Raw genomic sequence first — 26,815 nt, 5'->3', positions numbered from 1 at the left:
CTTATCGACGGAACCGTCCATGGCACACCCCGGCGCCCCACGCCGATTCCAGCGCGTCCTGGCCCTCGCGGCCCTGCTGCTGTCCGCCAGCGCGGCAGCCGCCCCGATCCTGATGCAGCCGCTGCCCGGCGCCACCTACGCGCAGGGCCGCTACTACCTGATCCCCCACCCCTATGCCCAGGTCAAGGCCGACATCGAACAAGGCCTGGCCGGCAAGGACCTGGGCGGGTTCCGCGGCCGCGACGACAGCGGACCGCTGTCATCCATGGAGTTCTACTGGGCCGAGATCGGCGCCCGCCATCAGCCCGCGCTGAAACAGGCGCTGGACCAGCAGGCCAACCAGGCCGCCGACCCGGTCCTGGCCAAGGCGCTGGCGGCCGGCGCCATCAACCGCGACGAGCACGACGCCTTCCGCGCGGCCATCGCCCGCCAGCCCGACTACGCCCCCGAACAGATCAAGTCACTGCCGTTCTTCTCGCAACCGGTGGCGCGCTGGTCGTTCCAGCGCGAACGCGGCAAGTCCCGCCGCACCCAATCCGACTACGGCACGGTCATGGATCTGTCGGGCCTGACCGGCCGCGAGGCGCTGACGCTGGTCTGGCACGGCGGCACCGACACCACCATCACGCGCCATTTCCGCCTGACCCGCTGCATGGTCGGCGTGACCTGCTTTCCCGATCCGCATTTCGAATACAACAGCCAGAGCGTCGACCACGCCGACCCGGCGCTCGACAGCTACCTGGACGGCCTGGCCCGGCGCTTGCAGGCCCTGCCGGAGGCCGACGCCGACCGCTTGATGCAGGCCTATTTCGACGCCTACGCGCGCGGCCGCGCCACGGCCACGCAGCCGGTTGGCCCCGCCCCCGCGCAGGCCACGCTGCCCGAGACGCCGGTGTCCGGCATCCGCCTGCCGGCCGACGAGGCCGACCTGCGGCGCTACGACAACGACGAATGGCGCCTGCTGGCGCTGCCCGACGGCAGCCTGCTGGCCTCCGGCGGCGCCACCCAGCGCTTCGTGCCGCGCGCGGGCGCCACGCCCGCGGCCAATGGGCCGCGCCAGGGCGCGGATGCGGCCATCACGCGTGAAGACACCGCCGGCTTCGGCCTGGCGCGCGCGCTCAAGATCGCCGCCGACGGCCAGGTCTGGGCGCTGGGCCTGCGCGAGGACGATGGCGGCCGCACGCTGCTGGCGTGGCGCCCCGGCCAGCGCCGCGCCGCCGTCCACGCGCTGGACCCGCAGCTGCCGCAATGGCGCATTGACGACTGGACTCTGCCCGCCGCCGGCGGCGTGGCGCTGCGCGTGGGCGACGACCTCTACACCATGACGCCCCAAGGCCGCTGGCGCCAGCGGCACTGGGACGCCTCGCTGCGCCGCGAGGCCAGCGACACGCTCGAAAATGCCCTGCCCTGGGTCCCCAGCGATGCGATCCAGTTCGGCGACGGCCTGTTCTGGGGCGGCGACCGCGGCGGCTATGGCATCGATCCGGCCACCGCGCGCGTGGTCGCCAGCGTCCGCACCGCCACGCCCAAGCTGCTGTTCGGCAGCCGGCCGGGCAACTGGGCCCTGGCCGTGGCGGAAACGCCTGACGGCCGGCGCCTGCGCGCCGTCGACCTGGGCACGGGACAAGTCCGCTTCGACCTCGAGACGCCTGCCGTCTACTACACCTCGGCCGCCGCGCGCAGCGCCCGCGGCCGCCTGCTCGCCGTCAGCGGCGCCGACAACACGGTGGTGGTGATCGACATGGCGCAGGGCAGGCTGCTGGCCAACCTGCGCGCGCCCAAGGACTACAGCGTCAGCGCGCTGGCGTTCTCATGGAAGGGAGACCGGCTGTGGATCTACGCCCGGCCGGTGGGCAACAACGACGTGGCGCAGTTGATTGCCTGGGACGCGCCGGCCGACGCGGTCGATCCGGCCCAGGGCCGCGACCTGCCCGACCAGATCCGCTGCGGCTACTCGATGGCGTGCCGCTGACACGGGCCGGCGCGGCGCGCCGGCCCCGCCGCCCGGCATCGCGGGATGCCGGGCGCCCCGCTTACTGGCCCTTGTCCTTCGGCGCGCTGGCCACCAGCGCGTCGAACGCCTTGTCCAGACTGGCCAGCGAATCGGCGATGTGGGCGCGGCGGGCCGCGATCCACTTGTCCTGCGCGGCCAACTGCTCGCGCGCTTCCTTGATCATGCGGTCCATCTCGGCCGGCTGCGGACCGCCGCTGGTGGCGCGGTTCTTGACGATGGCCACGGGGTCCAGCGTCGAGCGGAACTCGGCCTCGCTCATCGGCAGCTCGTTCGGATACTTCGAGCCCTTCATGGCTTCGGCGTAGATGCGGCGCGCCTGGTCATACGGGAAATCCAGCGGCTTGATGTTGTTGGTCTTGGCGTAGCTCACGACCTCGGAGGCGAAATGATGGCCATCGCGGAACGGCAGCTTGTACTTGCGCATCAGCACGTCGGCCAGTTCCTGCGAGGCGGTCCAGTCGCTGTTCAGTTCCTCCAGCGCGCGGTCCGGGCTGATCACCATGGCCTTGAGCACGCGGTCCCAGCGCTTGAGCGCGGAGATGCCGGCATCGACCATGGCCGAGTTCTGCTTGACGTCCTTCGGATCGCTCATGCCCGGCGTGATGTTGTGCGTCTGGATCACCGGCCCCATGGCCAGCGTCACCGCCGTCGAGGCGTCGCTGCGCGTATCGTTGAGCAGGCCGGGGTTGCGCTTTTGCGGCATGGCGCTGGACACGTAGGTATTGCCGCCGCCCTCCTCCAGCAGGATCCACGGCCGCGATTGCGCGTACTGCGTCATCACGTCCTCGACGAAGTTGCCGGTGCGCAGCGCGATGCTGGTGACGATCGACGCCACCTCCACCGGCTGGTCCATCGACGAGATCTGCGAAGCGTCATAGGCGTTGTCCACCAGCGCCGTGAAGCCCAGGTACTGCGCCATGCGCTTGCGGTCCAGCGGCCAGCTGGTGCCGTTCAACACCGTCGTGCCCATCGGCGAGCGGTCGATGCGCGCGTAGGCTTCGCGGATGCGCTGGGCATCACGCTCCAGCCCGGCCGCTTGGCCCAGCAGATAGTGGCCATAGCTGTTGGGCTGGGCCGCGACGCCGTTGGTGTAGTTGGGCACGATGGTGCCGGCGTGCTTGGCCGCCAGCTCCACCAGCGTGCCGGAGGTGGCGTTCAACTGGTCCGCCAGCTCCAGCAGCTTGTCGCGCAGGATGGCGCTGCGGTAGGTGGCATGCATGTCCTGGCTGGAACGGCCGGCGTGCAGCAGCGTCACGTCCTCGCCCGCGGCCTTGATCAGCAGCGGCTCGAAGGTGATGACGCTGGCCGGGCGCTTGGCGCCGGGCTGATTGCCGTCGTTGATCACCTTCGCCACGCCCGCGGCCAGCCGGGGCGCCATGGACTTGTCCAGCAGCCCTTCGTCGGTGTTGATCACCGCCGTCGCCTTGTTGATCTCCCCGAGCCAGAAAAAGGGATCGCGCAACGGCTTGGCGGTGGCGCTGGCGGCGGGCGCCTGCTGCGCCGAGGCGGCGTGGGCGCCGAGCGAAAGGACCAGGGCTGCGCCCAGGGCGGGCAGGAAATGTCTCATGGCGTTCTCGTTATGAAGGGGGAAAGGAAACCCCCGTATGAAACACCATTTTTGCTCGCCCTGCGCATGAAAATGCAATGTGAAAACGTAACCGTGCCCGGCGCTACGGCGGCAGCCCCTGGTCGGCGGCCCAGCGCAGCACGAAGCGCGCCCCGCCCGCCGGGCTGTCGGTCACGCTGATGCTGCCGCGGTGGCTCATCGCCACCCGCTGCACGATCGCCAGCCCCAGCCCCGCGCCGCCGGTGCCGCGATCGCGGCTTTCATCCAGGCGGATGAAGGGTTCGAAGATCCGCTCGCGGTCCGCCGCCGCGATCCCCGGTCCGTCGTCGTCCACCACCAGCTCGAAGCCGCCCTCGGCGCGCTGCGTCAACGCGATGTCGATGCGGCCGCGCGCGTAGCGCACCGCGTTCTGCACCAGGTTCAGCAGCGCCCGGCTCATGTAGCGCGGATTCAGCCGCACGTGCGGCGGCGGGTCCGGCGCCACCACGCAGCGCACATTGCGCGCCGCGGCCTGGTGCGCCACCTGCGCCAGCGCCTCGCCCAGCCAGTCGCGCGTGTCCACCGTCTCGAGCTGCACGGTTTCCTCGGTGGGCCGTTCCAGCCGGGCGTACACCAGCAGTTCCGCCACCATGCTTTCCAGCTCGGAGATGTCCGCGCGCATGTCGCGCAGCACCCGGCCATGGCGGGCCGGCAGGCCGCCGCGGTCCAGCTGGTCCACCTCGAACGACAGCCGCGCCAGCGGCGTGCGCAGCTCGTGCGAGACGGCGTTGGTCAGGCTGCGCTGGTTATCGACCAACGCGGCGATCCGCTCGGCCATGGTGTTGAAACTCTCGCCGACGTGGCGGATGCCCGAAATACGCGACAGGTGCACGCGCATGCTCAATTCGCCCTGGCCCATGCGCAGCGCGGCGTTGCGCAGCGCGTCCATGTCGCGCCACATCGGCAGCGCCCACAGCGCCAGCAGGCTCATCGCCATCATGAACCCCAGGAACACCCAGACGCCCCAGGTCAGCAAGGTGTCGACCAGACCCTCGCCCGGCAGACGCACCTCGAGCCACTGGGCGGGCTGGCCCGGCAGCGGCACCAGATGGGTGCTGTACTCGTCCCGCATCACGAAGCCCAGGATCTCCAGCTGCTCGCGTTCGTCCTCGTTCAGCCGCACTTCTTCCTGGCGCAGCAGCTGCAGCCGCAAACCGTAGTAGGGCCGCACCTGCTCGCGCAGCACCGTCTCGCGCTGCGCCGGCGCAACGTCGTCGAGCCGCAGGCGCAGCTCATGGACCTGGCCGCGCAGCGACTGGAAGGCGACGTTCTCCACGATCGGCCGGAACAGCGTGCCCAGGCCTTTGTCCACGAGCTGGTAAGCCACCCCGAGACTGATCAGAACCACGACGAAAACGCGAACGAGAAATTTGAGCATCGATGGCCTTCGGGCCGCCCGCCAACGGCTCGACGCGGCGGGCGCGCCCGCGTGGCGGAGCCGGCGGGGAAGCGGGAAACTGCGGGGGCAAGGTCGCGCGGCGGCCGGACGGCCGGGCCCGCGTGATCCGCGGGCGCGCCCCGGGATGATAGGGAACAAGCCCGTTCGCGTTCCGCCGTGTTTTGTGTGGGATTTGTGAAAAAAAGTGAAACAGGCAGGACAGGCGCGGCAGGGTATGCTGACCAGACCGCGCTTGCCCTGCCCCCGAGCTTTCCCTCGAAAGGACTGGAATCCCCATGGACCCGCTAGACAAGCTGTTGCGCTCCGACAAGATCCTGCAAACGTTCGACGGCGCCTCCGAAGGCGCGATACAGGCCTACGAGGACGCCTGGAAAACGCACTTTTCGGCGGCCTACCGCGCCTTCCTCAAGCGCAGCAACGGCCTGCGGTTCGGGTTCGAATTCGACCAGGCCCACCGCGCCGGCGTCTCGCCCGCGCTGGCGGACATGAACACCTTTTTCGGCATCGGCAACGGCGATCCGCACCTCGACCTGGCGCTGCTGACGCCGCGCATGGGCTTCCACAACCCGGCCTTCCTGCCGTTCGCGCCGGTGCTGGGCCTGGGCGGGGATTTCTGTACCTACGTCGAGATCAGCCAGGGTCGCCATGCGGGCCGCATCATGTACACCGACGGCGAACTGTACTCGGCGTATGCCGACCTGGACGTCACGGACAAGCCGGTGGACGCGCTGGTCGACGGCTTCATCGAGGACGGCTGGTTCATGCCGGTGGCGCCGTCGTTCGACGCGCTGATCGCGCTTTACGCCAAGATGGCCTAGGGCGCGGCTCCCTCACCCCAGGTATTCGACGTTGCCGCACACCGAGATGCTCTGGCCGCTGACCATCGCGCCCTCGTCCGAGCACAGGAACGCCACCTGATTGGCGATGTCCTCGGGCTGGGTCATCTTGCGCAGCGACACCTTTTCCACCAGTTGCGCGCGCATGGCATCGTTGCTGACGCCGCCGGCCGCCGCGCGGGCGGCGATGATGCGCTCGACCCGGTCGCCCGCCACCACGCCCGGCAGCACCGAATTGACGCGGATGCCGGACGGCCCCAGTTCCATCGCCCAGGTCTGCGTCAATCCGGCCAACCCGAACTTGCTGGCGCTATAAGGGCTGCGCAGCGAAAAGCCCAGGCGGCCCGCCACCGACGAGATATTGATGATGGCCCCGCCGCCCGCCTCGCGCAGCAGCGGCACCGCGCTGCGCGCGCACAGGAACGTGCCCGTCAGGTTGACGTCGAGCGTGGCCCGCCATGCCGTCAGGTCCGTGTCCTCGAGCCGGCTGGTGGGCCCCGAGACGCCGGCGTTGTTCACCAGCGCATCGAGCCGGCCCCAGCGCGTGGCCAGGTCCGCGAACATGGCCAGCACCTGGGCTTCATCGGACACGTCCGTGACGCTGCCGCTCAAGCCGGGATGCGCCTGCACGGCGGCCTGCACCGCCTCCGCGGCCACATCGCAGATGTGCACCTGCGCCCCCGACGCGAGGAACTTGCGCGCGATCGCCAGGCCGATGCCGCCCGCGCCCGCGGTGATCAGGACCCGCTTGCCTTTCAACGATTCGATCATCAGGCTTCACTCCTTGGAAAATGCCGCGTCGGTCTCACAGCGCGAAGGCCGGCCGCACGCCGCTGCGCAGCGGCAACCCCAGGATCTCGCGCGCCTCGGCGGGCGTCGCGGGCTCCATGTCCATCTCGCGGATGATGCGCACGATGCGTTCGGTCAGTTGCACGTTGGTCGCCAGCTCGCCATGGCGGTAATACAGGTTGTCTTCCAACCCCACCCGCGCATGGCCGCCCAGCAGCAGCGCGCTGATATTGGCCTCCAGCTGCGACGGCCCGATGCCGCTGACGCAGAAGATGCTGTTCTTCGGCAGCAGGTCCACCATCATCTGCAGGTGGCGCGGCGAGAACGGCATGGCGTTCTGGAAGTTGCGGTGCACGTTCATCACCAGGTTGATGAAATGCGGCTCCTCATCCAGTCCCTCGTCGATCAGCGTGGTCGCGTCCTGCAGGATGTGCGTCGGGCTGAACACCTCCCACTCCGGCTTGATGCCGCGCGCCTTCATGCCGGCCGCCATCTCGCGCGCGCGGCTGAGCGGCGTGTTCATCAGGTACTCGCGGTCGCCGAAGGCCAGGTTCAGCGTGGTGGCGTCCAGCGTGCACATCTCGGCGCCCGCGTCCATGCCCTTCAGGCGTTCCTCCCACAGGATCTCCCAAGTGCCCGGCGTGGTCTCCCTGACCATGTCGCCGTGCACGCCGCCGCCCGTGGAATTGTTCAGCACGATGTCGCAGCGCTCGCGGATGCGCTGGTTCATGTCGCGGTAGATGGCCGCGTCGCAGGTGGCCTGGTCGTCGGGGCGGCGCGCGTGCAGCGCCACCACGCTGGCCCCGGCGTTATAGCAGCGGTAGACGTCCTCGGCGATCTCGGCCGGCTGGGTCGGCAGGTGCGGGTTCTGGCTCTTGAACGCCATGCCCCCGGTGGGGGCAATGGTCACGATCACTTTGCGTTTTGCCATGGCGGGTCTCTTATTTCCAAAGGGCGCAGCGGGTTTCCGCCTTGGTGGTGAAGGCCTCGTTGCCGTCGATGGTCTGCACCACCTTGAAGTAGTCCCAGGGTGCCTTCGATTCCTCGGGCGTCTTGACCTGCAGCAGGTACATGTCATGCACCACGCGCCCGTCCGGCCGCACCACGCCGTTCTTGATGTACACGTCGTCGAGCTTGTTCGCGCGCAGGTAGGCCAGCACCGTGTCGGCATCGTCGGTGCCGGTGGCCTTGACCGCGCGCAGGTACTGGATGGCCGCCGAGTAATCGGCCGCCTGCAGCGACGACGGCATGGCGTTGCGCCGTTCGTAGAACTTCTGCGCCCAGGCCCGCGTCTCGTCCGACGCATTCCAATACCAGCTGTCGGTCAGGTACATGCCCTTCGCCGTCTCCAGGCCCATGGCGTGGATGTCGTTGATGAACATGATCATGCCGGCCAGCCGCATCGTCCGGGTCAGGCCGAACTCGTTGGCCGCCTTGATCGCGTTGGTCGCGTCCGCGCCGGCATTGGCCAGCGCCAGGATCTCGGCCTTGCTGGCCTGCGCCTGCAGCAGGAACGACGAGAAATCGCTGGTCGACAGCGGATGCTTGACCGACCCGACCACCTTGCCGCCGCCCGCCTCGACCACCTTGGTGGTGTCGGCCTGCAACGCATGGCCGAAGGCGTAATCGGCCGTCAGGATGTACCAGCTCTTGCCGCCCGCCTTCACCACCGCCGCGCCCGTGCCGCGCGCCTGCGCCACGGTGTCATAGGCGTAGTTCAGCGTATACGGCGTGCACTGCTCGTTGGTCAGGGCCGGCGCGCCCGCGCCCACCACGATGATCGGTTTCTTCTTGTCGGCGGCCACCTTCGACATCGCCAGCGCCGTGCTGGAATTGGTGCCGCCGATCAGCAGGTCCAGGCCGCGCTGGTCGAACCACTCGCGCGCCTTGGCCGAGGCGATGTCCGCCTTGTTCTGGTGATCCGCCGTCAACAACTCGATCTTCTTGCCATTGATATCGCCGCCCATCTCCTCGATGGCCATCTTGATGGCCTCGGCGCCGCCGGGACCGTCCGGCCCCGAATAGACGCCCGACATGTCGGTAATGAAGCCGATCCGGATCACGTCGTCGGAAATCTGCGCCCGGGCCGCGCCCGCGTGCAGCAGCGCGCCGGCGATGGCGCCGGCCAGGACAGCGCGCGAAAACCTGCGTGGCATTGACAACATACCTGTCTCCTCTTATGGTTTTTTGGCTCTGGGGCCCCGAATATTCTCGGACCGGCCCCCAATGCGGACAGTCATCATGTTGACAAAGCGCCCTAGGGTTTACCTGGGCGCGATCATCACGGCGAAACGGGGAAGACCATGCGAGCACCGGCGGGCGGCACTGGCCACGAAACAGCCAGCCCCAGGCGGCGGCCCAAGCAGGATCCGGTGGACCGGATGCTGGCCGTCGTGCCCTGGTACAACGGCCTGCCGCGCCTGGAACGCGAGGTGGTCCGCGCCGAGTTGCGCGTGGTCACATTGCAGGCGGGCGAACGCCTGTTCCGCGAGGGTTCGAAATCGCTGGGCTGGTATGGCGTGGTGGACGGCCTGGTGAAATGGTCGTCGCGCGGCTCGGACGGCCGGTCGCTGTCGCTGGCCGGCTTCAGCACCGGCAGCTGGTTCGGCGAGGCCACCATGATCCGCCGCGAACCGTTCGAGTACGAAGTGGTGGCGCTGCGCCCCAGCCAGGTGGTGATCCTGCCGCGCGACACCTGCGAACGCCTCTGGAACCACAACATCGAATTCACCAAGGCGCTGATGACGCACCTGGCGCAGCGCGTGAACTGGCTGATGGCCTGCTATACCGGCAACGTGCTGCTGGACGTCGACACCACCGTCGCCCGCGCCGTCGCCGCGCAATTGAACGCCGAACAGCATGCCGGCACCAACGGCCGGCTCAGGATCTCGCAGGAGGAGATCGCCAGCCTGTGCGGCGTGTCGCGCCAGCGCTGCAACACCGCCCTGACCCGGCTGGCGCGGGAAGGCGTATTGCAGACGCATTACGGCGGCATGACGATCCTGGACCGCGAAGCGCTGTACCGGCATGCGAAGCTGAACCGGGAACCGGCGGATCATCCGGCGGACATGCCGGCGTAGGACCGGGATCCTTCAGTTTTTCCCCGACACGAGGTTCACACCTATTTTTTCAGCAAGGTTCAACACATCGTCATAGGCATTTTCATCCTTCAGCAAGCTGCGAGAGGGCCCGGTCTGACTCAGCACGTCGGCAGCGATACGATCTCCGAACAACATCGCTGCCTGTGCGCTGTCATCCTGCCTTGAAGTCCAACACAGGCCCTGCACATCAGGGCACCTTGCATGAATGGCCTGGGCCCATTTTCGCGTGGTAGGGTATCGATCCTTCTCGGTATCGATCAGTTGCCTGCGCGAAATTCCCAATTTTCGCAGCGCTTTTCCACGCAAATCGGCCAACACGAGATCAACGCCCGGCTGGACCTGGGAATGCATGTGCCCCTCAAGCTTCGTTTTGTCATAGCTCTTGAACCCTGGCGCGAACGAAACGTCGTGGAACACGGTTTCCATCGCCGCGCAGTCGAACGAGCTTCCGCCGTAAAGCGTCGGGATCCGCCTGCCTTGAGCATCCATGATCGGGCTGAATCGCGCATTGCCTTTGACACCGGGGTTGAACTCGGCGCCCGCGTACTTGGCCTGATGGATCCGATGCAACGTCATGCCCTGCGGCCACGTCATCCTTGAGACATGCAGTGCTGGCACGGGCGACGGCGTAATGTCAGCAGGCGGAATCGGTGACGATTTTCCAGCTTGTTCAGCCATGCACAATCCCTTCCTGTTCGTCCGCGGCCGCGGCGATAACGCGGTCCGGTTGCTTTGCAAGCACATCCTGTGGACGCGCGCCGCCGAGAAAGCTGTTGGCCGAGGCAAACCAATAAGCCAGGCCCCAGCTGTCTTTCGAACCACCAAGAACCTTGATCACAGCAGCCATGGCCTTGAGTGGCCGATAGCCTGTGTCGGGGTCCAACCCGTAGTCAGGAAAGTAATCAACGCCCAGATGCCGGATCGCGAAAATCAGGCCGTCACGCTTCCACTTGTTGGGCTGAGCGCTGGGATTGCTGGAACTGAAGCCTGCCAGATCGGCGATCTCCGCAGCCGTCAGCCAATTGCCCTCTCGAAGCACGGCGATGCGGGCTTTCGCCAACATCGCCGCCTCTTTGAGTTGAACGGGTGTGGGTGGCGCCTTGGGCACCAAAACTTCAACCAGCGATTCGAGGGTTTCGCGTTCGTGCCGAATGACATTCAGATTGACCAGTTGAACAAAGCGGGCCAACGTTTCGGCAATCATGCCGGCCTCTTTCGCGGATGCGTGCTCCAACCCGATGGCGACGACCTGGTCGGCCTGAACGCGCTTCAGCCGCTGGCCAACTTCCTCGGGAGAGCCCGTCATCACATCAAGCAGGTCTGCCTGTGTGCGGATCGGGGTCATGGCAACCTCATGGTTATGATAGATATAAAAATCATCATAACCAGTATAACCACTCACCACCATCCCACGCCTATTGAAGGGGTGCTTCCGTCCTCTGCCGTCGCGTGCCCTAGCCCATCTAGCAAACATAAGCGCGGCATCCTTCGTCAGACTGACAATTGGTCATCGAAGTTAAACGCAAGCTGTAGGTGAGCGCGACGTAACCGAAACGATCTCCAAGGGCCTGGCGCGAAGTCTTCAGGGATGGGAACTGGAATATGCCTGAGACGGGCTGCCAGCTCTCTGGCATTCGCACAACAGCGATAGGCATAGGAGCGAGATATCCGCAGGTGATCAGCAACACGGGACATCTGGTTGTCGAGCTGACGCAGAAGGTACACGTAGGCGGCCGCCAGTGAGCCGTGCCCCTGCAGGTCGCACTCTACTTCCGTGTCGGTCTCTTGCTCGAGCAATTCACGCAACGGATCGCGTCCTTCATTGCTGACAAGCAGATAGGCCACAGGATGGAGATCTCCGCTGTGGTCGCCCCCGACGGGTGAATGGTCGAGCCGCACAGCGTGTCGGACAGTTTGCTCGGTGTAGCGAACCAACTGTTGGTAGAGATGGCTCAACAGTCTTTCTTGACAAGCCTCGTCCAACATATCCAAGCACTCACTGCTGCTCGTCTGCAGGCGTGATGCCAAGATCCAGGCTTCACTGACGACATCGTCGAATTGACATTCGCCTCGAGTATGACGTGCGATTCGCTGAAGGTCTGCCCTGCGATGGTCGATGAATAGCTGAAAGGCAACGCCGTCGGGAACTTGAAACATGCTTCACCCAGTGCACCACCGGTCTGGATACCGAAAGCTGGCTATTCTGCCCACGCGGGGGGCAAAGCGCCTTGAGCGCACGCCCCTGTTTTTCAAATGTCAGACGCAATACCGCCTCATCACCGAACCGCGGCCTTCAGCCTTCCACTGTGTATGCGGCGCAGCTCCACCACCTGTTCCGCCCCCACCGCGCGGGCCCGCAGCTGGCCGCAGCCGCCGTCCACGTCCTGCCCGGCGCTGTTGCGGATCTTGGTCAGCACCCCGCGGCGATGCAGGATGCGCACGATCTCGCGGATGCGTTCGGTCTCGGGACGCTGGTAGTCATCGCCCTCGAGGCTGTTGAAGGGAATCACGTTGAGCACGCCGAACTTGCCCTTGAGCAGGCGCGGAATCGCGTCCAGCTCATCGTCGCCGTCGTTGATGCCCTTGAGCAAGGTCCACTGGTACTGGATCGGGTAGCCGGTGTCGCGGGCGTACTTTTCACCCAGTTCCACCAAGGCCTCCGGCGCGATCTTCGGCGCGCGCGGCAGCAGGTGCTCGCGCAGCTCGGCCCGTGTCGTATGCAGCGACAGCGCCAGCGCGGGCTTGACGGATTGCCGCGGCAACGCGTCGAACACGCGCGGATCGCCCACGGTGGAGAACACCAGGTTCTTGTGGCCGATATTGCCGTCGGTGCCGAGCAGATTGATGGCCTCGAGCACGTTGTCGAGGTTGTGCGCCGGTTCGCCCATACCCATGAAAACGACCTTCTTCACCGCGCGCAAGCGCCGCGCCAGCACCACCTGGGCCAGGATCTCCATGCTGGCGACCTGACGGATCAGGCCGCTCTTGCCCGTCATGCAGAAACGACAGCCCACGGCGCAGCCGACCTGGGTCGACACACAGAGCCCGTCGCGCGGCAGCAGCACGCTTTCCACCATCTGCCCGTCGGCCAGGTCGACCAGCAGGCGCGAGCCGTCATGTCCGGCGTGTTCGGAGCGCACCCGCGCCAGCCCGTCCAGTTCCGCCGCGAGGGCCGGCAGGGCCTCGCGCACCGCCAGCGGCAGGAAGTTGTCGAAACGCCGCCGCCAGGTGTCGCTGTCGAATGCCTGCCCGGTCAGCCAGGCGCGCATGACCCGCCCGCGATGAGTCGGCTGGGCGCCCAGGGAGGCGAGACGTTGTTGGAAATCGGAGTAGCGCATGGGGAGCGGATTTTACCGCGCCCGGCACCGGCGCCCGGCATGCCGAGCCGGGCTGGCCCTACGCCGCGATGGCCTGGGCCAGTTTCTGGATGGACAGCGGCGCACAGCCCTCGGCATCGTTGCTGATCGTCACGTAGGCCGGCTGGCCCGCGCCCGTGATGCCGCGGATCGTGCGCGCCAGCGCCGTGCGCGTGGCGAGATCCTCGCTGACAATGGCATTGAACGGATCGTGCTTCTTCTGCGCGTCGGCATAGCCATAGGCGCCGAAGACACGGTTCAGGTTCCAGCGGCAGACCAGCGGCCCCGGCCATAGCGCGCGCAGCACCGGCAGTTGCGCGTCGATCGGCGGCATCTTGCCATGCAGGCCCAGGCAGAAAGTGGCCCCATGCGCCCTGAGCGTGTCAACCAGCGCCTGACCCAGCAGTTCCGGGTCCCGCACTTCCACGGCGACGATCACGGCATCATGCCCGGACAAGGCCTCCCGGACAGCCGCCAGCAGGCGATCCAGTTTCTCGAACAGCGATGCCGAGCGGCTCAGCATGCCCAGCGGCAGCGGGCTCAGCTGGAACACCAGGACGCCGAGCTTGGCGCCCAGGCCCTCAAGCGCCGGGCGCACGAATTCCTGGACAGCCACCGACGGATCGAGGAAAAGCGGGTTGGCCTCGCGCGTCCTGCCTGCTTCGCCACGCACCTGGGCGTCGGTAACGCTGGCGGGACATTTGACGACGAAACGGAAATCGTCATCGACCTGCCCCGCGTAGGCGGCGTACTGGCTCGCCGTCAACGGCTGCCAGAAAGTGCGGTCCACGCAAACCGTGCGCAACAGCGGATGCCGATGATAGGCGCCCAGGCCGTGTCGGGATAGCGTGCTCGAATCGTATTCACCGTCCCAGACCAGCCCTTCCCAACCCGGGTATGACCAGGTGGAGACGCCAAAGCGCAATTGGGCCGGCAACTGCTGGGCGAGCGCGCGCCATTCCTCTCCTGCGGGAGCGGGAAGCACCCTGGCCATGCTCCGCAGGGCGGAAAGGTCGGGAGCGGCCCGAGGCGCTGCGGGATCCGGCACGTTGGCCGACGGCACGGGCAGCGCATCGCCGAAAAGATCGTCTTGCATACTTGTGGTTCTGGCACGGGAATGGGCTATAGGGTACTTGAATCACGCCGGTTCACGCGTGCACCGTCGACGCCCACACGCCTGGTTCCCGCCCCGCCCACGGCAGGCTGCGCTCCAACTGGCCGGCCACCTGGAACAGCACATCCTCGCGGCCGGCCGGCGCCACGAACTGCATGCCAATCGGCAGGCCGGTCGCGGCGTCCTGAAACAACGGCACCGACATGGCCGGCAACCCGGCGGCGTTGAACACCGGCGTGAACGGCGAACTGCCGAAGACGCGGTCGGTCCACTGGTGGCCGTCCATCGTTTCGGCGCCGGCGGCATAGGTCCCCAACACCGGCGCCAGGTCGGGCAGCGTGGGGGTCAACAGCAGGTCGTAGCGCGAGAAGAACGCCGCCACGCTGCGGGTCACGGCATTGCGCAGATCGAGGGCATGGACCATCTCGATGGCGCCGATCCCGCGCCCCGTTCGATAGACCGCGAGCGTCTGCGGCTCCAGGGTTGCCAGGTCGGGCTGGCGCCCCATGGCGCCCGCGATTCCGTCGATCCATGTGGCGATATTGGCGGACCACAGCACCGAGCTGGCATGCACGAACGCCTCCCAGCTGACGCCCAGCGGCGCCTCGGCCTCTTCGACCTCGTGGCCGAGCGAGGCACACAGCCGCACCGCCTCGGCAAGGCGCTCCAGGACGCAGGCCTGGGTGCGCTGGCCTCCCCAGGCCTGCGGCATGACACCGATACGCAGCTTGCCGGGTTCGATGCCGACTTGCGCCAGGTAACGGCCAACCGGCGGCGCAATTGCGTACGGCTCGCCACCGGCCGCGCCCTGCACCGCGTCGAGCAGCGCGGCGCTGTCACGCACCGAACGGCTGACGCCAAGCTGGGCCGCCAGGCCGTTGATGGCCTCTTCCAGCGCGAGGCCATTGGATACGCGGCCGCGCGTCGGCTTGAGCCCGAACACGCCGGAAGCCGCCGAGGGAATGCGGATCGAGCCGGCCGCGTCGGTGGCATGGGCCAACGGCACGATGCCAGCGGCAACCGCCGCCGCGGCGCCACCGCTCGATCCGCCCGCGCCGTGGGCCACGTTCCACGGGTTGCGCGTCGGGCCGCACAGCGTGGATTCTGTCGTGCCGCTCCAGGCGAACTCGGGCGTGGCGGTTCGCCCCAGGGTCACCAGCCCGGCCTCGCGAAAGCGCCGCATCAGCAGCGAATCGGCTGCGGCCGTGAAGCCTTGCGCCAGCCTGCTGCCGAACTCGTTTTTCCTGCCGGCCATCGCGACACCCACATCCTTGATCAGGAAAGGGACGCCCGCGAGGGGCGAATTGCTTTCCCGCGCGGGGGCAACGTCGGCAAGGTCCGGCGACCAGCTTTCGATCACCGCATTGATCTTCGGATTGATCTGTGCGCACGCTTGCAGCGCCGTGTCAGCGAGCTCCCGCGGACTCATCTCGCCATGCGCGATGAGGCTGCCAAGCCCGATCGCGTCGTACTGCACGTACTCTGAGAGCTTCATTACTGTTTCCTATCGACCAGGGGTGGCATAGAATCGCCACTGAGTGATACTGATCAGTATCAACAAAATCCGAATGATGATACCGATCGGTATCGTCGTCAAGAACCCATGAAAAGAAAACAGAGCGACAACCAGAACGAGGCCGTGCCCGCTCCCGCGCCCGCGCCGCGTGAACGCGTGCTCGCGGCGGCCGGCGAGCTGTTCTACAACGAAGGCATCCGGGCGACCGGCGTCGAGGCCATCGCCGCCCGCGGCAACACGACGAAGATGGCGATCTACCGCCATTTCCAATCAAAGGATGTGCTGGTGACCGAATGGCTGCGCCAGGTGATCGACGACTATTGGCGCGCGCTCGATGCCATCGAAGCCGCGCATCCGGACGATCCCCGCGCGCAGATCCTCGGATGGGTCACCTATTTTTCGGACGAGGCGCGCGCCTGGTCGCACCGCGGCTGCGCGTTCATCAACTCGATCGCGGAACTGCCCGATCCGGAACATCCCGGCCGCAAACTGATCGAGGAACACAAGGTGCGGCAATGGCGGCGGCTGGCCAGCCTGTGCGAGCGGGCGGGCCTGGCGTCGCCTGAAGAGACGGCGAGCGAACTCACGTTCCTGTTCGAGGGTGCGCAGGTGTCCGCGCAGAACCGGTCAGTCCGCGACGCCGACCGGCAGTTGCGGCGGATCGTCGAGGCCGTCATCGCACGGCAGGGTACGGTCGATCGTCGGTGAATGGAGCGGGTGAAGAGGATAATTTCACTTTATGAAAGAGTTTCAGCAAAAGTTGAAACAACCAATAATAATGAAATCATGCCGACGATTTTCAATAAATATGGTATTTTCAGCAAATGATGAAAGATACTAATCCAATGAAAGCGTCGGAAGCCCGGGCGGGTGAGGCGCTGCGCTTGGTGCTTGAAAAAATCCCGATCCTTCAGATAGAAGGCATCGAAGCCGAAGCCTTATCCGGCGGCGATTGGGAGCCGGACTTGACCGCTCGGCTGCTCGTCAACGGCCAACGGCACCTACTTATCTGCGAATACAAATCGAACGGGCAACCGCGGCATGCCCGGTCCGCGTTGCTGGAGCTACGGAACTACATTGCGGAGCGAGCTCCCGAGGCGACGCCTGTCTTCATTGCTCCCTACCTCTCACCTGCGGTGAGGCGATTGTGCGAAGAGAAGGACGTCAGCTATCTCGACCTGGAGGGCAACGCCCGGATCGCTTTTGGTGGCGTGTTCATCGAGCGCCTGATGGCGGACAAACCGGCGGCCGAACAGCGCGAACTCAAATCGCTGTTCAGGCCAAGATCGGCTCAGGTTCTGCGCGTCATGCTGCGCGAACCTGGCCGTGCATGGCGCGTCACGGAACTGTCGGAAATTTCCGGCGTCAGCCTGGGGCACGTCAGCAATGTGCGCACCGGCTTGATTAATCGGGAATGGGCACGCGCCTCGAACGATGGCCTCATCCTCTCGGAACCCGATGCACTGCTGGACGCATGGCGAGACAGCTACACCGCACCGTCAGGTGAACATCTGCGGTTCTACACCCCCCTGCATGGCAGCATGTTCGAAAACGCGGCCCGTACCGCGCTACGCTCGGACGGTCCTGGACGTGCTGTTTTCGCATCGTTCTCGGCAGCGCAGTGGCTTTCGCCCTACGGTCGTACCGGCACACACTACTTCTTCGCCGACGAGGATGGCCTACACAAGCTTCAGGCAGCGCTGCAGCTCGCGCCTGCCGCAAAGGGCGAGAACATGGTCATCATCGTGCCGAAGGACACGGGATTGCTAGCCGACACCGTTGAACCTGCGCCGGGCGCAGTCTGCACGAGTCTGGTTCAAACCTACCTCGACCTGTCCATTGCCGGCGAACGCGGCGCCGAGGCCGCCGACCACCTGCGCAAGGAAAAGCTTTCATGGCCCAAATGACGCCATCTCAGGAGCCCCAATCGGCCGCCGAATATGACGACCGCACGAACGCGGCCGTGAAATCCGTGCTGATCGAGATCGGTCAGATACTTGGCAGCTTCCAAGGCAAGTTTGCCATCATCGGCGGGGCAGTACCCTGGTTGCTGTTGGCCAACGAGGATATGCCCCACGTCGGCACGCTCGATGTGGACGTTGGTCTGGATGCAGAAGCGCTCGGCGACGGCGAGTACGCAACCTTGATCGGTGCGCTTCAGAGCCACGGATACACCCAGCGCGACGGGCTTCGGCGCTTCCAGCTGGTTCGCCAGGTTCCCGCACGAGATGACGGAGAGGCGATCGACATCGTGATCGATTTCTTGATGCCGCGCGACGCGGAGATCGTCAAGAACACCCCTCCCCTGATCAGCGACTTTGCCGTACAACGGGCCGACGGCGCTGACTTGGCGATGCGGTTCTATCAGCTGGTGGCGGTGGAGGGCCCAATGCCGGACGGAGGGACCAACCGCGTAGAGATCGCGGTGTGCTCCATCCCTGCGCTATTGGCCATGAAAGGTCATGCGCTGGCGGGCCGCTACAAGCAGAAGGATGCCTACGATATCTACTACTGCGTGCGGAACTACCTTGATGGCATCGAGGCGCTGGCGCAAGAATGTCTCCCTCTACTGGAACACGCAAGCGGCGAGCGCGGGTTTCGACACATCGCCGACAAGTTCGATGCCTTCGAGGGATACGGCCCCACCTGCGTGAGGCGCTTCGTCGAAGACACGCATGCGCTGGGAGACCGCACACCCGAACAATGGCAGCAAGATGCATTCGGGCAGATTGATGCGCTGCTGCGCGCCATGGCGCTGCGAACTTGAGTCATGACCCCAGGGGCCAGGCGCGAACCTCGCGGCCTGCCGGAGCCTCCGATCACTGCACTGAAAGACGCTGCCTTACCAGGAACTCAAACGGTAATTCAGGTTGGAGCATCATGTGAGGGAGACGCGGCTCACGCGGATCTGGACGTCAGTAGCCGTCGTTGGCATTCTTTGGAATGGAGCGGGTGAAGGGAATCGAACCCTCGTATGAAGCTTGGGAAGCTGCCGTTCTACCATTGAACTACACCCGCTCGGGTGTCGTGCCCTGGCGCAAGACCAGGGCAGAGGCGAGAATTATAGCCTGGGTTTTACCCCCACAGGCCGCCCCCTCAATTGGCCGTGATGCCCGCCCCCTTGACCACCTTGCCCCAGCGGTCCAGCTCGGCCTGGGTGTAGTCGCCCAGCGCCTTCGGCCCCATGAATTCGGCCTCGGCGCCCTGCTCGGCCGCCTTCTGGCGGAAGGCGTCGGTCTGCATGATCTTCTGGATTTCACCGGCGATCTTGTCCACCACCGGCGCCGGCGTGTCCTTGGGCGCGTACATGGCGAACCACGACGAGACGATCAGGTCGGGATAGCCGGCCTCGGCGGCGGTGGGCACGTCCGGCAGCGACGCCAGGCGCGTGTTGCCGGTGACGGCCAGCGCGCGCAGCTTGCCGGCGGCGATCTGGCCGAGCAGCGGCGGCGGCGTGGTGATGGTCATGTCGACGGCGCCGCCCAGCAGGTCGTTCAGCGCGGGGCCGGTGCCCTTGTACGGGATGTGCGTGATCTGCGTGCCGGCCATCTGGTTGAGCAGTTCGGTGGCGACCTGCTGCAACGAGCCATTGCCGGACGAGGCGTAGTTGAGCTTGCCGGGGTTGGCCTTGGCGTAGGCGACCAGGTCCTTGAGCGACTTGATCGGCAGGTCCGGCCGCACCACCACGACCTGGGGCGCGGACAACACGTTGGCGACGGGCGCGAAGTCCTTGATCGGATCCCAGCCGGAGGTCGGCGTGACATGCGGGGTGATCACCTGGAAGCCCGAATACTGCAGCAGCAGCGTGTAGCCATCGGGTTTGGCGCGGGCCACCGCCTGGGCGGCGATGCCGCCGGAAGCGCCCGGCTTGTTTTCGACGACGACGCTCTGGCCCAGGGCTACGCCCAAGGGTTGGGCGATGAGGCGGGCTGCGATGTCGGTGGTGCCGCCGGGCGCGGCGGATACGATCAGCGTGACAGGACGATTGGGAAAATCCGCCTGCGCGTGGGCGGCGCCGGCGGCGGCCAGGCCCAGCGCGACGGCGCAGGCGCGTAGCGCGGGAATGGAACGGAAGGGGGTCATGCGGTTGTCTCCTTGCTGTTTTTGTATAAAGCCCCCGATGACGGGCGCGTGGGGTAAGGCAAAAATCTAGGCGGCGTCGATGGCCGGTCCGAACCGCTCCGCCAGCCAGGCGGGCGGCGCATGCGCGGCCAGTCGGGGGCCGGCGCGCAGCAAAGCCATGGGCAGTTCGCGGCCGACCAGCCCCGGCAATCCGCGCAGGATGGCCAGCAGCGCGTCGAGCGACACGCCCGTCCGCACGCCCATGCACTCGAACATGTGGACCAGTTCCTCGGTGTTGACGTTGCCGCTGGCGCCCGGCGCGTACGGGCAGCCGCCCAGGCCGCCCGCGGCGGCGTCGAAGCGGGTGATGCCGGCCTGCCAGGCCGTGATAGCGTTGGCCAGGGCCATGCCGCGCGTATTGTGCAGGTGGGCGGTGAGCGCGATGCCCGGCAGGCGCTGCGCGGCCTGCGCGCACAGCTCGCCCACCTGGCTGGGATAGGCCATGCCGGTGGTGTCGCACAGCGTGATGCCGCGGGCGCCGGCGTCGACCAGCCGGGCGGCCAGGTCCAGCACCTGCGCCGCAGGCACGTCGCCATCGAACGGACAGCCGAACGCGGTCGACAGCGAGACATTGCAGGGCGCCCCGGCGCGACCGGCGGCGGCCAGCACCTGGCTCAGTTCGTCGAACGATTGCTGGCGGGTCATGCGCAGGTTGGCGCGGTTGTGCGTCTCGCTGCACGACATGACCAGGTTCATCTCATCGACACCGGCTTCCAGCGCCCGCTCCAGGCCGCGGATGTTCGGCACCAGCGCGGTATAGATCACGCCGGGCCGGCGGCGGATGCCCTGCATCACGGCGCCCGCATCGGCCAGCGCCGGGATGGCCTTGGGCGAGGTGAAGCTGGTGACCTCGATACGGGCAAAGCCGCAGTCGGACAAGGCATCGACGAAGGCGATCTTGTCCTCGGTGGGCACCATGCGCGCTTCGATCTGCAAGCCATCGCGCGGGCCGACTTCGTTGATTTCCAGGACGGGGGAACCGGTATTCATGGATGCATCCTCGCTGCCGGGCAGTGGAAATTGAAATAGCTCATGCGATCACGCCGCGCGCCCGCAACGCCTCGCGTTGCTCCTCGCTCAGGCCCGCCGCCTCCAGTACCGCATCCGTATGCTCGCCCAGCGTCGGCGCGCGCTCGCGCACCGCGCCGGGGTTGGCCGACAAGCACGGAAACACCGCCGGCATGTCCACCGCGATGCCGCTGGCGGCCTCCAGGCGGGTGATGGCGCCGCGCGCCTGATAGTGCGGGTCATGGGCGATGTCGGCCACCGAATAGATGCGGCCCGACGGCACGTCGGCCTCCCGCATGGCCTGCAGCACCTCGTCGATGCCGCGCTCGCCGGTCCAGGCGCCGATGGCCTGGTCGATCTCGGCGACGCGGCGGGCGCGGCCGTCGTTATGCGCCAGGTCGGGATCGCGGCCCAGGTCGTCGCGGCCGATGCGGGCCATCAGGCGGGCGTAGATGGCATCGCCGTTGCCCGCGATCAGCACGTAGCCGTCGCGGCACGGATAGGCGTTGGACGGCGCGATGCCCGGCAGCGACGCACCCGCCGGCTCGCGCACGGCGCCGAACACCGAATACTCCGGCAGCAGGCTTTCGCTGAGGTTGAACAGGCTTTCGTACAGGGCCGCGTCGATCACCTGCCCCTGGCCGCCCCGGGCATCGCGCTGGTACAGGGCCAGCAGCACGCCCAGCGCGCCGTGCAGGCCGGCGATGGTGTCGCCCAGCGACAGGCCGGCGCGCACCGGCGCGCGGCCGGGCTCGCCATTCAGGTAGCGCAGGCCGGCCATGGCTTCGCCAATGGCGGCAAAGCCCGGCTCGCGCGCCTTCGGCCCGGTTTGGCCGTAGCCGGAAATGCGCAGCATGATCAGGCGCGGGTTCAGCGCGTGCAGGGTCTCCCACGACAGGCCCCACTTCTCCAGCGTGCCGGGGCGGAAATTCTCGATCAGCACGTCGGCCTCGGCCGCCAGCTGGCGCACGATGTCCTGCCCCTCGGGCTGGCGCAGGTCCACGCACACGGATTGCTTGTTGCGCGACTGGGCCTCCCACCACACCGAGGTGCCCTCGTGCAGCAACCGCCATTTGCGCAGCGGGTCGCCCTGCCCCGGCGGTTCGATCTTGACGACCTGCGCGCCGAAGTCCGCCAGCGTCTTGGCGGCGAACGGCCCCGCGATGAGTTGTCCGAGTTCCAGCACGCGTATGCCGGCGAGTATCTGCCCTGCCATGTCGCCTCCCGGGCGCATCCAACCAATCATGGCGGGCAGTGTGCGCCATCGCCCACGGCGGTGGAATGGACGATTCGGGAAGGGGGCATTCCCGGATCGAGAAAGCCCCTTGATGCGCCACGCCGCGGCTGAAACCGCGGCGGGCCGTCGCGCCGCCTCAGGCCGCGGGCGGCTCCTGGCCGCCGCGCAGATGCGCCAGCAGCAGCCGCGCCGCCACCGGCAGCGCGTCGGCGTCGCGCACGCCCAGCAACAGCCAGCGGCGCGCCCAGTCGTCCGACAGCGCGATCAGCCGGATCGGCATGGAGCGCGCATGCGGTTCGGCCGCCAGGCGCGGCAGGATGCCGACCCCGCGCGTGGCCGCCACCATGCGGCAGATGGCGTCGAAGCTGCGCACCTGGATGCGCAGCCGCATGTCGCGCCCCAGCCGGCCGCTCTCGTCGGCCAGGCGGGTGGCCAGGGACGTGGCCGGCGGCAGGCCGACGTAGTCGTAGGCCAGCGTATCGGCGAACGCCACCCGCGCCTGGCGCGCCAGCGGATGGCGCTGCGGCACGATCAGCACCAGCTCGTCGAGCCGGTACGGCACGGTGGCCAGCCCCGCCGCCGGGGTGCGGTCGGCGAACACGCCGATGTCGGCGCGGTTTTCCAGCACGGCGGTGACGATGTCGCTGCTGTTCTGCTCTTCCAGGTCGATGCGCACGGCCGGATGCGCTTCCATGAAAGACGCCAGGTCCTCCGGCAGGAACTGGGTCAGCGACGACGTATTGGCGGCGATGCGCACCTGCCCGCGCACCCCCCGGGCGTAGTCGGACAGCGTGCCCGCCATCTGCTCGACTTCCTGCAGCACCCGCAGGGCATGGACCAGGCACGCCTGGCCCGCCTCGGTCAGCTCGACGCCGGCCGCGTTGCGGTACAGCAGCTGGGTGTCCAGCGCGGCCTCCAGGTCCGAGATCCGCTTGCTGGCCGCCCCCACCGCCAGGTGGGACGCGCGCGCGCCGGCCGAGATGCTGCCCTGGCGGGCCACCGAGACGAAAAGCGAGAGCGTGACGAGGTCGATGCGGGCGATATTCATGGCGGGCAGGCGGCGCTAGGCGGACGCCGCGGCTGCACTATAGCGCGTGGGCCCCCGGGCCACGGCCGGGCAGCGCGCCAGCGATAAGTCCCCATTTAATCCCCAATACGGACTGCAGCCCGGCGGGGCTGCCACTACAATCCCGCCTATGACAACGAACAGCTCTGCGAATCCGCCCGTGAACACCCCCGCAACACCCGGCAACCCCGACGCGCCCGCGCCGGTTTCCCCCCAGACCGAGGCCGCGCTGGCCAGCGCCGCGCACGCCCCCAACAGTCCGGGCGCCACGCACATCCGCAGCTTCGTGCATCGCCGCGGCCACATCACCCAGGGCCAGCTGGCCGCGCTGGAACAGCTGCTGGGCAAGTGGTCCATCCCCTACGCCGCCCGCCGCCTGGATCCGGCCGCCGCCTTCGGCCGCGAAGCGCCGACGGTGCTGGAAATCGGCTTCGGCATGGGCGAGACCACCGAGAAGATCGCGCTGGCGCGTCCGGGCGACAACTTCCTGGGCGTGGAAGTGTTCAACGCCGGCGTCGGCTCGCTGCTGCGCCGCATCGAAGACTCCAGCATCCCCAACCTGCGCATCATCCAGCATGACGCGGTCGAGGTCGTGCGCGACATGATCGCGCCGGATTCGCTGGCTGGCGTGCACATCTACTTCCCCGACCCGTGGCCCAAGAAGCGCCACCACAAGCGCCGCCTGGTGCAGCCGCCGTTCATCGCGCTGCTGGCCAGCCGCATCGCGCCGGGCGGCTACATCCATTGCGCCACCGACTGGGAAGACTACGCGGTGCAGATGCTCGACGTGCTGGGCAACGAGCCGCAACTGAAGAACACGTCGGACGGCTACGCGCCGCGCCCCGACTACCGCCCCCTGACCAAATTCGAGACGCGCGGCCTGCGGCTGGGCCACGGCGTCTGGGACCTGATCTTCAAGCGAGTCGCCTGATGCTCTACCCCGCGATCGAACCCTACCGCCACGGCATGCTGGAGACCGGCGACGGTCACCAGGTCTATTGGGAAATGTGCGGCAATCCGCAGGGCAAGCCGGCGGTGTTCCTGCACGGCGGCCCCGGCAGCGGCTGCTCGCCGGTGCATCGCCAGCTGTTCGATCCGCAGCGCTACAACGTGCTGCTGTTCGACCAGCGCGGCTGCGGCCGCTCGACGCCGCACGCCAGCCTGGACAACAACACCACCTGGCACCTGGTGGCCGACATCGAGCGCCTGCGCACCGAAATCATGGGCGCCGACCAATGGCTGGTGTTCGGCGGCTCGTGGGGTTCGACGCTGGCGCTGGCCTACGCAGAAACGCATCCGCAGCACGTCAGCGAACTGGTGGTGCGCGGCATCTTCACGCTGCGCCACGCCGAAGTGCAATGGTTCTACCAGGAAGGCGCGTCGTGGCTGTTCCCCGATCGCTGGGAAGAGTACCTGGCCCCCATCCCAGAAGCCGAGCGCGGCGACCTGGTGGCGGCGTACCACAAGCGCCTGACGGGCAATGACCCCGCCGAGCAGCTGCGCGCCGCCAAGGCCTGGAGCAAGTGGGAAGACAGCACCATCACGCTGCTGCCCAGCCCGCGCCACCAGCAGAGCCACGCCGCCGACCGCGCGGCGCTGGCCTTCGCCCGCATCGAGAACCACTACTTCGTCAACGCCGGCTTCATGGAAGAAGGCCAGTTGATCCGCGACGCCCACAAGCTGCGCGGCATCCCCGGCACCATCGTGCAGGGCCGCTACGACGCCTGCACGCCCGCGCGCACCGCCTGGGACCTGCATCGCGCCTGGCCCGAGGCCGAATTCCACATCGTGCCCGACGCGGGCCACGCCTTCGACGAACCCGGCACGCTGGCGCGCCTGATCGCCGCCACCGACGCCTACGCCAAACGCTGAGGAGACCACGACATGCACATCACCCTGAACGGCGACGCCCGTGAGTTCCCGCTGGACACCACGGTGAACGAACTGCTCGAAACGCTGGGCTATGCCGGCAAGCGCGTGGCGGTCGAGCGCAACGGCGAGATCGTGCCCAAGAGCCAGCACGCGCAGACCGCGCTGACCGACGGCGACCAGGTCGAGATCGTGGTGGCGGTGGGCGGCGGCTGAGCCGCGCCGCCAGCCGGACACCCCGGGGAAAGGGCTGCAGCGATGCAGCCCTTCGTGTTTTCCGGCCCGTGAAACGCCTTCCTTCGGCGCCGGGGTTAATGATCCGCCGCAAACGCCGTCAACCTGTCAGCGGATAACGCTTTCCGGCAACGCCGGGTGTCGTCGATAATCCGCAGCACACAAGCGCCTGGGCCGAACCGGCCCGGCGGAGAAGTCCACTTCCCGGAAGCATCCGGCCTGGTGTCGCGGCCAGGCGGGACGCCTCACAACAAGACCGACCAGGGAGCTTCGACGCGTGAGCCGCAAACCTTCCCCCCGCCCCGACGCCCCGGACCGGGCCGGCGCCCCGCCGCAATTCCACGCGCGGTTCGACAGCCGCGTCACGCCCGACGCGCCGGATATCTGGCGCACGCTGGTCCGCCCCTACGTCGACCTGGAGATCGAGTCGGGTCCGCAGCCGTTCACCGGCGAGATGAGCGGCACCCACCTGGGCGACAGCCTCATCAGCCACAGCACCTGCTCGACCGCCATGCGCCATCGCCGCAGCGCGCTGGACGTGCGCCGCAGCCAGGTCGACCACCTGCTGATCCAGCTGTTCGTGGACGGCGGCACCCAGGGCGACTATGGCAAGCGCCAGGTCAAGGTGGGCGCGGGGTCGATCGGGCTGCTCGACCTGGGGCAGACCATGGACAGCCGCACCGCCTCCTTCTCCACCATCACCCTGACCGTGCCGCGCGACCGCCTGCCCACGGCGCTGCGCGACCGCAAGCTGCATGGCGCCCTGCTCGACCCTTCGCAGGGCGCGACGCGCCTGCTTGCGTCGCACCTGACGCAACTGATGCAACACGCCTCGGGCCTGACGCGCGAAGCCATGTCCGCCTCGGTCAACGCCGGCCTGATGCTGCTCAGCGGCAGCCTGTCGGCGCTGCGCGCTGCCGACAACGACGGCGAGGCGCGCCAGATGGTCAGCGACGGCATGCACCGGCTGGTCCGGCGCCACATCGAGCGCCACCTGGATTCCGACCAGTTGTCGCCGGAGACGATCGCGGCGGCCATCGGCATCTCGCGTTCCAGCCTGTACCGGCTGTTCCTGCGCGATGGCGGCGTCAATGCCTATGTGCAGGGACGCCGCCTGGACCGCTGCTTCGACGAACTGCTGCTGGCCACGGGCAACCGCATCGGCATCGCCGAGCTGGCCTACCGCTACGGATTTTCCAGCGAAAGTGCCTTCAGCCGGGCCTTCCGGCTGCGTTTCGGCGCCAGTCCCAGCGAGGTCCGGGCCAACGCCCAGCGCACCTGGGACGATGAGCTGGCCGGCGTCCGGTCGCACGCGGACGCCATCATGATCCAGGCCTGGCTCGCCGATATCCGCCAGCCCGCCGGAGCCGCCGCCGGCTAGCCGGCGCCTCCCGCCGCGACGCGCCGGACGCGCGGCCCCGCGCAGGCGGAACGACGAGACGCCTGGCCGCTGGGACGCTGGGACGCTGGGACGCTGGGACGCCAGGTATGGTTTTCCGGGACGTGGCGCCAAGGAAAAAAGTCCTGGATCCCGGAAGATTGTCCGCT

Annotated in this window: 25 protein-coding genes and 1 tRNA gene; 10 read left to right on the top strand and 16 right to left on the bottom strand. The window is 67.4% G+C overall.

Going from position 1 to position 26,815, the window contains the following annotated elements:
* The first annotated feature begins 19 nt into the window (after positions 1-19).
* Positions 20-1,972, top strand: a complete 1,953-nt coding sequence (locus H0523_RS07190) for a YncE family protein (protein ID WP_054429086.1) — start codon at positions 20-22, stop codon at positions 1,970-1,972.
* A gap of 61 nt (positions 1,973-2,033) precedes the next feature.
* Here H0523_RS07190 and H0523_RS07185 read toward each other — a convergent pair whose 3' ends face one another.
* Positions 2,034-3,581, bottom strand: a complete 1,548-nt coding sequence (locus H0523_RS07185; RefSeq protein WP_054429088.1) for an argininosuccinate lyase — start codon at positions 3,579-3,581, stop codon at positions 2,034-2,036.
* 103 nt (positions 3,582-3,684) lie between these two features.
* Complete coding sequence (locus H0523_RS07180; protein WP_306670188.1) at positions 3,685-4,968, bottom strand: ATP-binding protein; 1,284 nt, start codon at positions 4,966-4,968, stop codon at positions 3,685-3,687.
* Between the two features lie 326 nt (positions 4,969-5,294).
* Here H0523_RS07180 and H0523_RS07175 point away from each other — a divergent pair, with 326 nt between their 5' ends.
* Positions 5,295-5,837 carry an SMI1/KNR4 family protein gene (locus H0523_RS07175; RefSeq protein ID WP_054429092.1) on the top strand — a complete coding sequence of 181 codons (543 nt, stop codon included), beginning with the start codon at positions 5,295-5,297 and terminating at the stop codon, positions 5,835-5,837.
* 12 nt (positions 5,838-5,849) lie between these two features.
* On the opposite strand, the gene H0523_RS07170 is transcribed toward H0523_RS07175, so the two are convergent.
* Genes H0523_RS07170 through H0523_RS07160 form a run of 3 tightly spaced genes read right to left on the bottom strand, consistent with a single transcriptional unit; the run spans position 5,850 to position 8,809 of the window.
* Positions 5,850-6,626, bottom strand: coding sequence for an SDR family oxidoreductase (locus H0523_RS07170; protein WP_054429093.1), 777 nt, complete (start codon positions 6,624-6,626; stop codon positions 5,850-5,852).
* A 34-nt stretch (positions 6,627-6,660) separates the two neighbouring features.
* A complete protein-coding gene (locus H0523_RS07165; protein ID WP_054429095.1) occupies positions 6,661-7,575 on the bottom strand; it encodes a beta-keto acid cleavage family enzyme in 915 nt (304 codons plus the stop codon).
* Between the two features lie 10 nt (positions 7,576-7,585).
* Positions 7,586-8,809, bottom strand: coding sequence for an ABC transporter substrate-binding protein (locus H0523_RS07160; RefSeq protein WP_156349962.1), 1,224 nt, complete (start codon positions 8,807-8,809; stop codon positions 7,586-7,588).
* A 138-nt stretch (positions 8,810-8,947) separates the two neighbouring features.
* On the opposite strand from H0523_RS07160, the gene H0523_RS07155 reads away from it, so the two are divergent.
* Positions 8,948-9,724, top strand: coding sequence for a Crp/Fnr family transcriptional regulator (locus H0523_RS07155; RefSeq protein WP_231689910.1), 777 nt, complete (start codon positions 8,948-8,950; stop codon positions 9,722-9,724).
* Between the two features lie 12 nt (positions 9,725-9,736).
* Here H0523_RS07155 and H0523_RS07150 read toward each other — a convergent pair whose 3' ends face one another.
* The 6 genes from H0523_RS07150 to H0523_RS07125 form a co-directional block, all read right to left on the bottom strand.
* Positions 9,737-10,423: an RES family NAD+ phosphorylase gene (locus H0523_RS07150; RefSeq protein WP_054429101.1), complete on the bottom strand. Its 687-nt coding sequence runs from the start codon at positions 10,421-10,423 to the stop codon at positions 9,737-9,739.
* Positions 10,416-11,090: a hypothetical protein gene (locus tag H0523_RS07145; protein WP_054429102.1), complete on the bottom strand. Its 675-nt coding sequence runs from the start codon at positions 11,088-11,090 to the stop codon at positions 10,416-10,418. The genes H0523_RS07150 and H0523_RS07145 overlap by 8 nt, the downstream gene beginning before the upstream one ends.
* A gap of 146 nt (positions 11,091-11,236) precedes the next feature.
* Positions 11,237-11,902: a hypothetical protein gene (locus H0523_RS07140; protein WP_082404322.1), complete on the bottom strand. Its 666-nt coding sequence runs from the start codon at positions 11,900-11,902 to the stop codon at positions 11,237-11,239.
* 119 nt (positions 11,903-12,021) lie between these two features.
* Complete coding sequence (locus tag H0523_RS07135) at positions 12,022-13,083, bottom strand: RNA methyltransferase (protein WP_054429103.1); 1,062 nt, start codon at positions 13,081-13,083, stop codon at positions 12,022-12,024.
* A gap of 58 nt (positions 13,084-13,141) precedes the next feature.
* Positions 13,142-14,197 (bottom strand): DUF72 domain-containing protein, encoded by a 1,056-nt coding sequence (locus H0523_RS07130; RefSeq protein WP_054429104.1) that lies wholly within the window; start codon positions 14,195-14,197, stop codon positions 13,142-13,144.
* Positions 14,198-14,249: 52 nt separating this feature from the next.
* Positions 14,250-15,710, bottom strand: a complete 1,461-nt coding sequence (locus H0523_RS07125) for an amidase (RefSeq protein WP_054429105.1) — start codon at positions 15,708-15,710, stop codon at positions 14,250-14,252.
* Positions 15,711-15,818: 108 nt separating this feature from the next.
* Between H0523_RS07125 and H0523_RS07120 the strand changes: the two genes are divergently transcribed.
* The 3 genes from H0523_RS07120 (at position 15,819) to H0523_RS07110 (ending at position 18,498) form a co-directional block, all read left to right on the top strand.
* On the top strand, positions 15,819-16,439 hold the full coding sequence (locus tag H0523_RS07120) for a TetR/AcrR family transcriptional regulator (RefSeq protein ID WP_054429106.1): 621 nt from the start codon (positions 15,819-15,821) through the stop codon (positions 16,437-16,439).
* A 116-nt stretch (positions 16,440-16,555) separates the two neighbouring features.
* A complete protein-coding gene (locus H0523_RS07115) occupies positions 16,556-17,638 on the top strand; it encodes a hypothetical protein (RefSeq protein ID WP_054429107.1) in 1,083 nt (360 codons plus the stop codon).
* The gene (locus H0523_RS07110) at positions 17,626-18,498 is read left to right on the top strand and encodes a nucleotidyl transferase AbiEii/AbiGii toxin family protein (protein WP_180180044.1); all 873 of its coding nucleotides are present in this window, start codon (positions 17,626-17,628) and stop codon (positions 18,496-18,498) included. Before H0523_RS07115 ends, H0523_RS07110 begins: the two co-directional genes overlap by 13 nt.
* A 177-nt stretch (positions 18,499-18,675) precedes the next feature.
* Here the strand turns inward: H0523_RS07110 and H0523_RS07105 are convergent.
* The 5 genes from H0523_RS07105 to H0523_RS07085 form a co-directional block, all read right to left on the bottom strand.
* Positions 18,676-18,749, bottom strand: a tRNA-Gly gene (locus H0523_RS07105).
* Between the two features lie 78 nt (positions 18,750-18,827).
* On the bottom strand, positions 18,828-19,814 hold the full coding sequence (locus tag H0523_RS07100) for a Bug family tripartite tricarboxylate transporter substrate binding protein (RefSeq protein WP_054429108.1): 987 nt from the start codon (positions 19,812-19,814) through the stop codon (positions 18,828-18,830).
* Positions 19,815-19,880: 66 nt separating this feature from the next.
* Positions 19,881-20,843 carry a hydroxymethylglutaryl-CoA lyase gene (locus H0523_RS07095; protein ID WP_054429109.1) on the bottom strand — a complete coding sequence of 321 codons (963 nt, stop codon included), beginning with the start codon at positions 20,841-20,843 and terminating at the stop codon, positions 19,881-19,883.
* 40 nt (positions 20,844-20,883) lie between these two features.
* Complete coding sequence (locus H0523_RS07090; protein WP_054429269.1) at positions 20,884-22,077, bottom strand: CaiB/BaiF CoA transferase family protein; 1,194 nt, start codon at positions 22,075-22,077, stop codon at positions 20,884-20,886.
* Positions 22,078-22,234: 157 nt separating this feature from the next.
* Positions 22,235-23,146, bottom strand: a complete 912-nt coding sequence (locus H0523_RS07085) for a LysR family transcriptional regulator (protein WP_054429110.1) — start codon at positions 23,144-23,146, stop codon at positions 22,235-22,237.
* Between the two features lie 178 nt (positions 23,147-23,324).
* Here H0523_RS07085 and trmB point away from each other — a divergent pair, with 178 nt between their 5' ends.
* From trmB to H0523_RS07065, 4 genes are all read left to right on the top strand, one after another.
* Positions 23,325-24,095, top strand: coding sequence for a tRNA (guanosine(46)-N7)-methyltransferase TrmB (gene trmB, locus H0523_RS07080; RefSeq protein WP_156333443.1), 771 nt, complete (start codon positions 23,325-23,327; stop codon positions 24,093-24,095).
* Complete coding sequence (gene pip, locus H0523_RS07075; RefSeq protein WP_054429112.1) at positions 24,095-25,036, top strand: prolyl aminopeptidase; 942 nt, start codon at positions 24,095-24,097, stop codon at positions 25,034-25,036. Before trmB ends, pip begins: the two co-directional genes overlap by 1 nt.
* A 12-nt stretch (positions 25,037-25,048) precedes the next feature.
* On the top strand, positions 25,049-25,249 hold the full coding sequence (thiS, locus tag H0523_RS07070; RefSeq protein WP_006391536.1) for a sulfur carrier protein ThiS: 201 nt from the start codon (positions 25,049-25,051) through the stop codon (positions 25,247-25,249).
* 295 nt (positions 25,250-25,544) lie between these two features.
* Positions 25,545-26,648: an AraC-like ligand-binding domain-containing protein gene (locus H0523_RS07065; RefSeq protein ID WP_054429113.1), complete on the top strand. Its 1,104-nt coding sequence runs from the start codon at positions 25,545-25,547 to the stop codon at positions 26,646-26,648.
* Positions 26,649-26,815: the final 167 nt, after the last annotated feature.

It is taken from the genome of Achromobacter insuavis, from assembly GCF_902859645.1.
In the GTDB taxonomy this organism is placed as follows: Bacteria; Pseudomonadota; Gammaproteobacteria; order Burkholderiales; family Burkholderiaceae_B; genus Achromobacter; species Achromobacter insuavis.
Note: the sequence above shows the minus strand (reverse complement) of the source record. Positions and strands in the feature narration are given on the sequence as shown.

Coding starts and splice junctions, on each gene's coding strand:
- H0523_RS07185 (WP_054429088.1), bottom strand. CDS start 3,581: ATGAGACATTTCCTGCCCGCCCTGGGCGCAGCCCTGGTCCTTTCGCTC.
- H0523_RS07095 (WP_054429109.1), bottom strand. CDS start 20,843: ATGAATACCGGTTCCCCCGTCCTGGAAATCAACGAAGTCGGCCCGCGC.
- H0523_RS07150 (WP_054429101.1), bottom strand. CDS start 10,423: ATGGCTGAACAAGCTGGAAAATCGTCACCGATTCCGCCTGCTGACATT.
- H0523_RS07100 (WP_054429108.1), bottom strand. CDS start 19,814: ATGACCCCCTTCCGTTCCATTCCCGCGCTACGCGCCTGCGCCGTCGCG.
- H0523_RS07145 (WP_054429102.1), bottom strand. CDS start 11,090: ATGACCCCGATCCGCACACAGGCAGACCTGCTTGATGTGATGACGGGC.
- pip (WP_054429112.1), top strand. CDS start 24,095: ATGCTCTACCCCGCGATCGAACCCTACCGCCACGGCATGCTGGAGACC.
- H0523_RS07160 (WP_156349962.1), bottom strand. CDS start 8,809: ATGTTGTCAATGCCACGCAGGTTTTCGCGCGCTGTCCTGGCCGGCGCC.
- H0523_RS07120 (WP_054429106.1), top strand. CDS start 15,819: ATGAAAAGAAAACAGAGCGACAACCAGAACGAGGCCGTGCCCGCTCCC.
- H0523_RS07165 (WP_054429095.1), bottom strand. CDS start 7,575: ATGGCAAAACGCAAAGTGATCGTGACCATTGCCCCCACCGGGGGCATG.
- H0523_RS07175 (WP_054429092.1), top strand. CDS start 5,295: ATGGACCCGCTAGACAAGCTGTTGCGCTCCGACAAGATCCTGCAAACG.
- H0523_RS07155 (WP_231689910.1), top strand. CDS start 8,948: ATGCGAGCACCGGCGGGCGGCACTGGCCACGAAACAGCCAGCCCCAGG.
- thiS (WP_006391536.1), top strand. CDS start 25,049: ATGCACATCACCCTGAACGGCGACGCCCGTGAGTTCCCGCTGGACACC.
- H0523_RS07135 (WP_054429103.1), bottom strand. CDS start 13,083: ATGCGCTACTCCGATTTCCAACAACGTCTCGCCTCCCTGGGCGCCCAG.
- H0523_RS07190 (WP_054429086.1), top strand. CDS start 20: ATGGCACACCCCGGCGCCCCACGCCGATTCCAGCGCGTCCTGGCCCTC.
- H0523_RS07085 (WP_054429110.1), bottom strand. CDS start 23,146: ATGAATATCGCCCGCATCGACCTCGTCACGCTCTCGCTTTTCGTCTCG.
- H0523_RS07090 (WP_054429269.1), bottom strand. CDS start 22,077: ATGGCAGGGCAGATACTCGCCGGCATACGCGTGCTGGAACTCGGACAA.
- H0523_RS07115 (WP_054429107.1), top strand. CDS start 16,556: ATGATGAAAGATACTAATCCAATGAAAGCGTCGGAAGCCCGGGCGGGT.
- H0523_RS07110 (WP_180180044.1), top strand. CDS start 17,626: ATGGCCCAAATGACGCCATCTCAGGAGCCCCAATCGGCCGCCGAATAT.
- H0523_RS07170 (WP_054429093.1), bottom strand. CDS start 6,626: ATGATCGAATCGTTGAAAGGCAAGCGGGTCCTGATCACCGCGGGCGCG.
- H0523_RS07130 (WP_054429104.1), bottom strand. CDS start 14,197: ATGCAAGACGATCTTTTCGGCGATGCGCTGCCCGTGCCGTCGGCCAAC.
- H0523_RS07125 (WP_054429105.1), bottom strand. CDS start 15,710: ATGAAGCTCTCAGAGTACGTGCAGTACGACGCGATCGGGCTTGGCAGC.
- H0523_RS07140 (WP_082404322.1), bottom strand. CDS start 11,902: ATGTTTCAAGTTCCCGACGGCGTTGCCTTTCAGCTATTCATCGACCAT.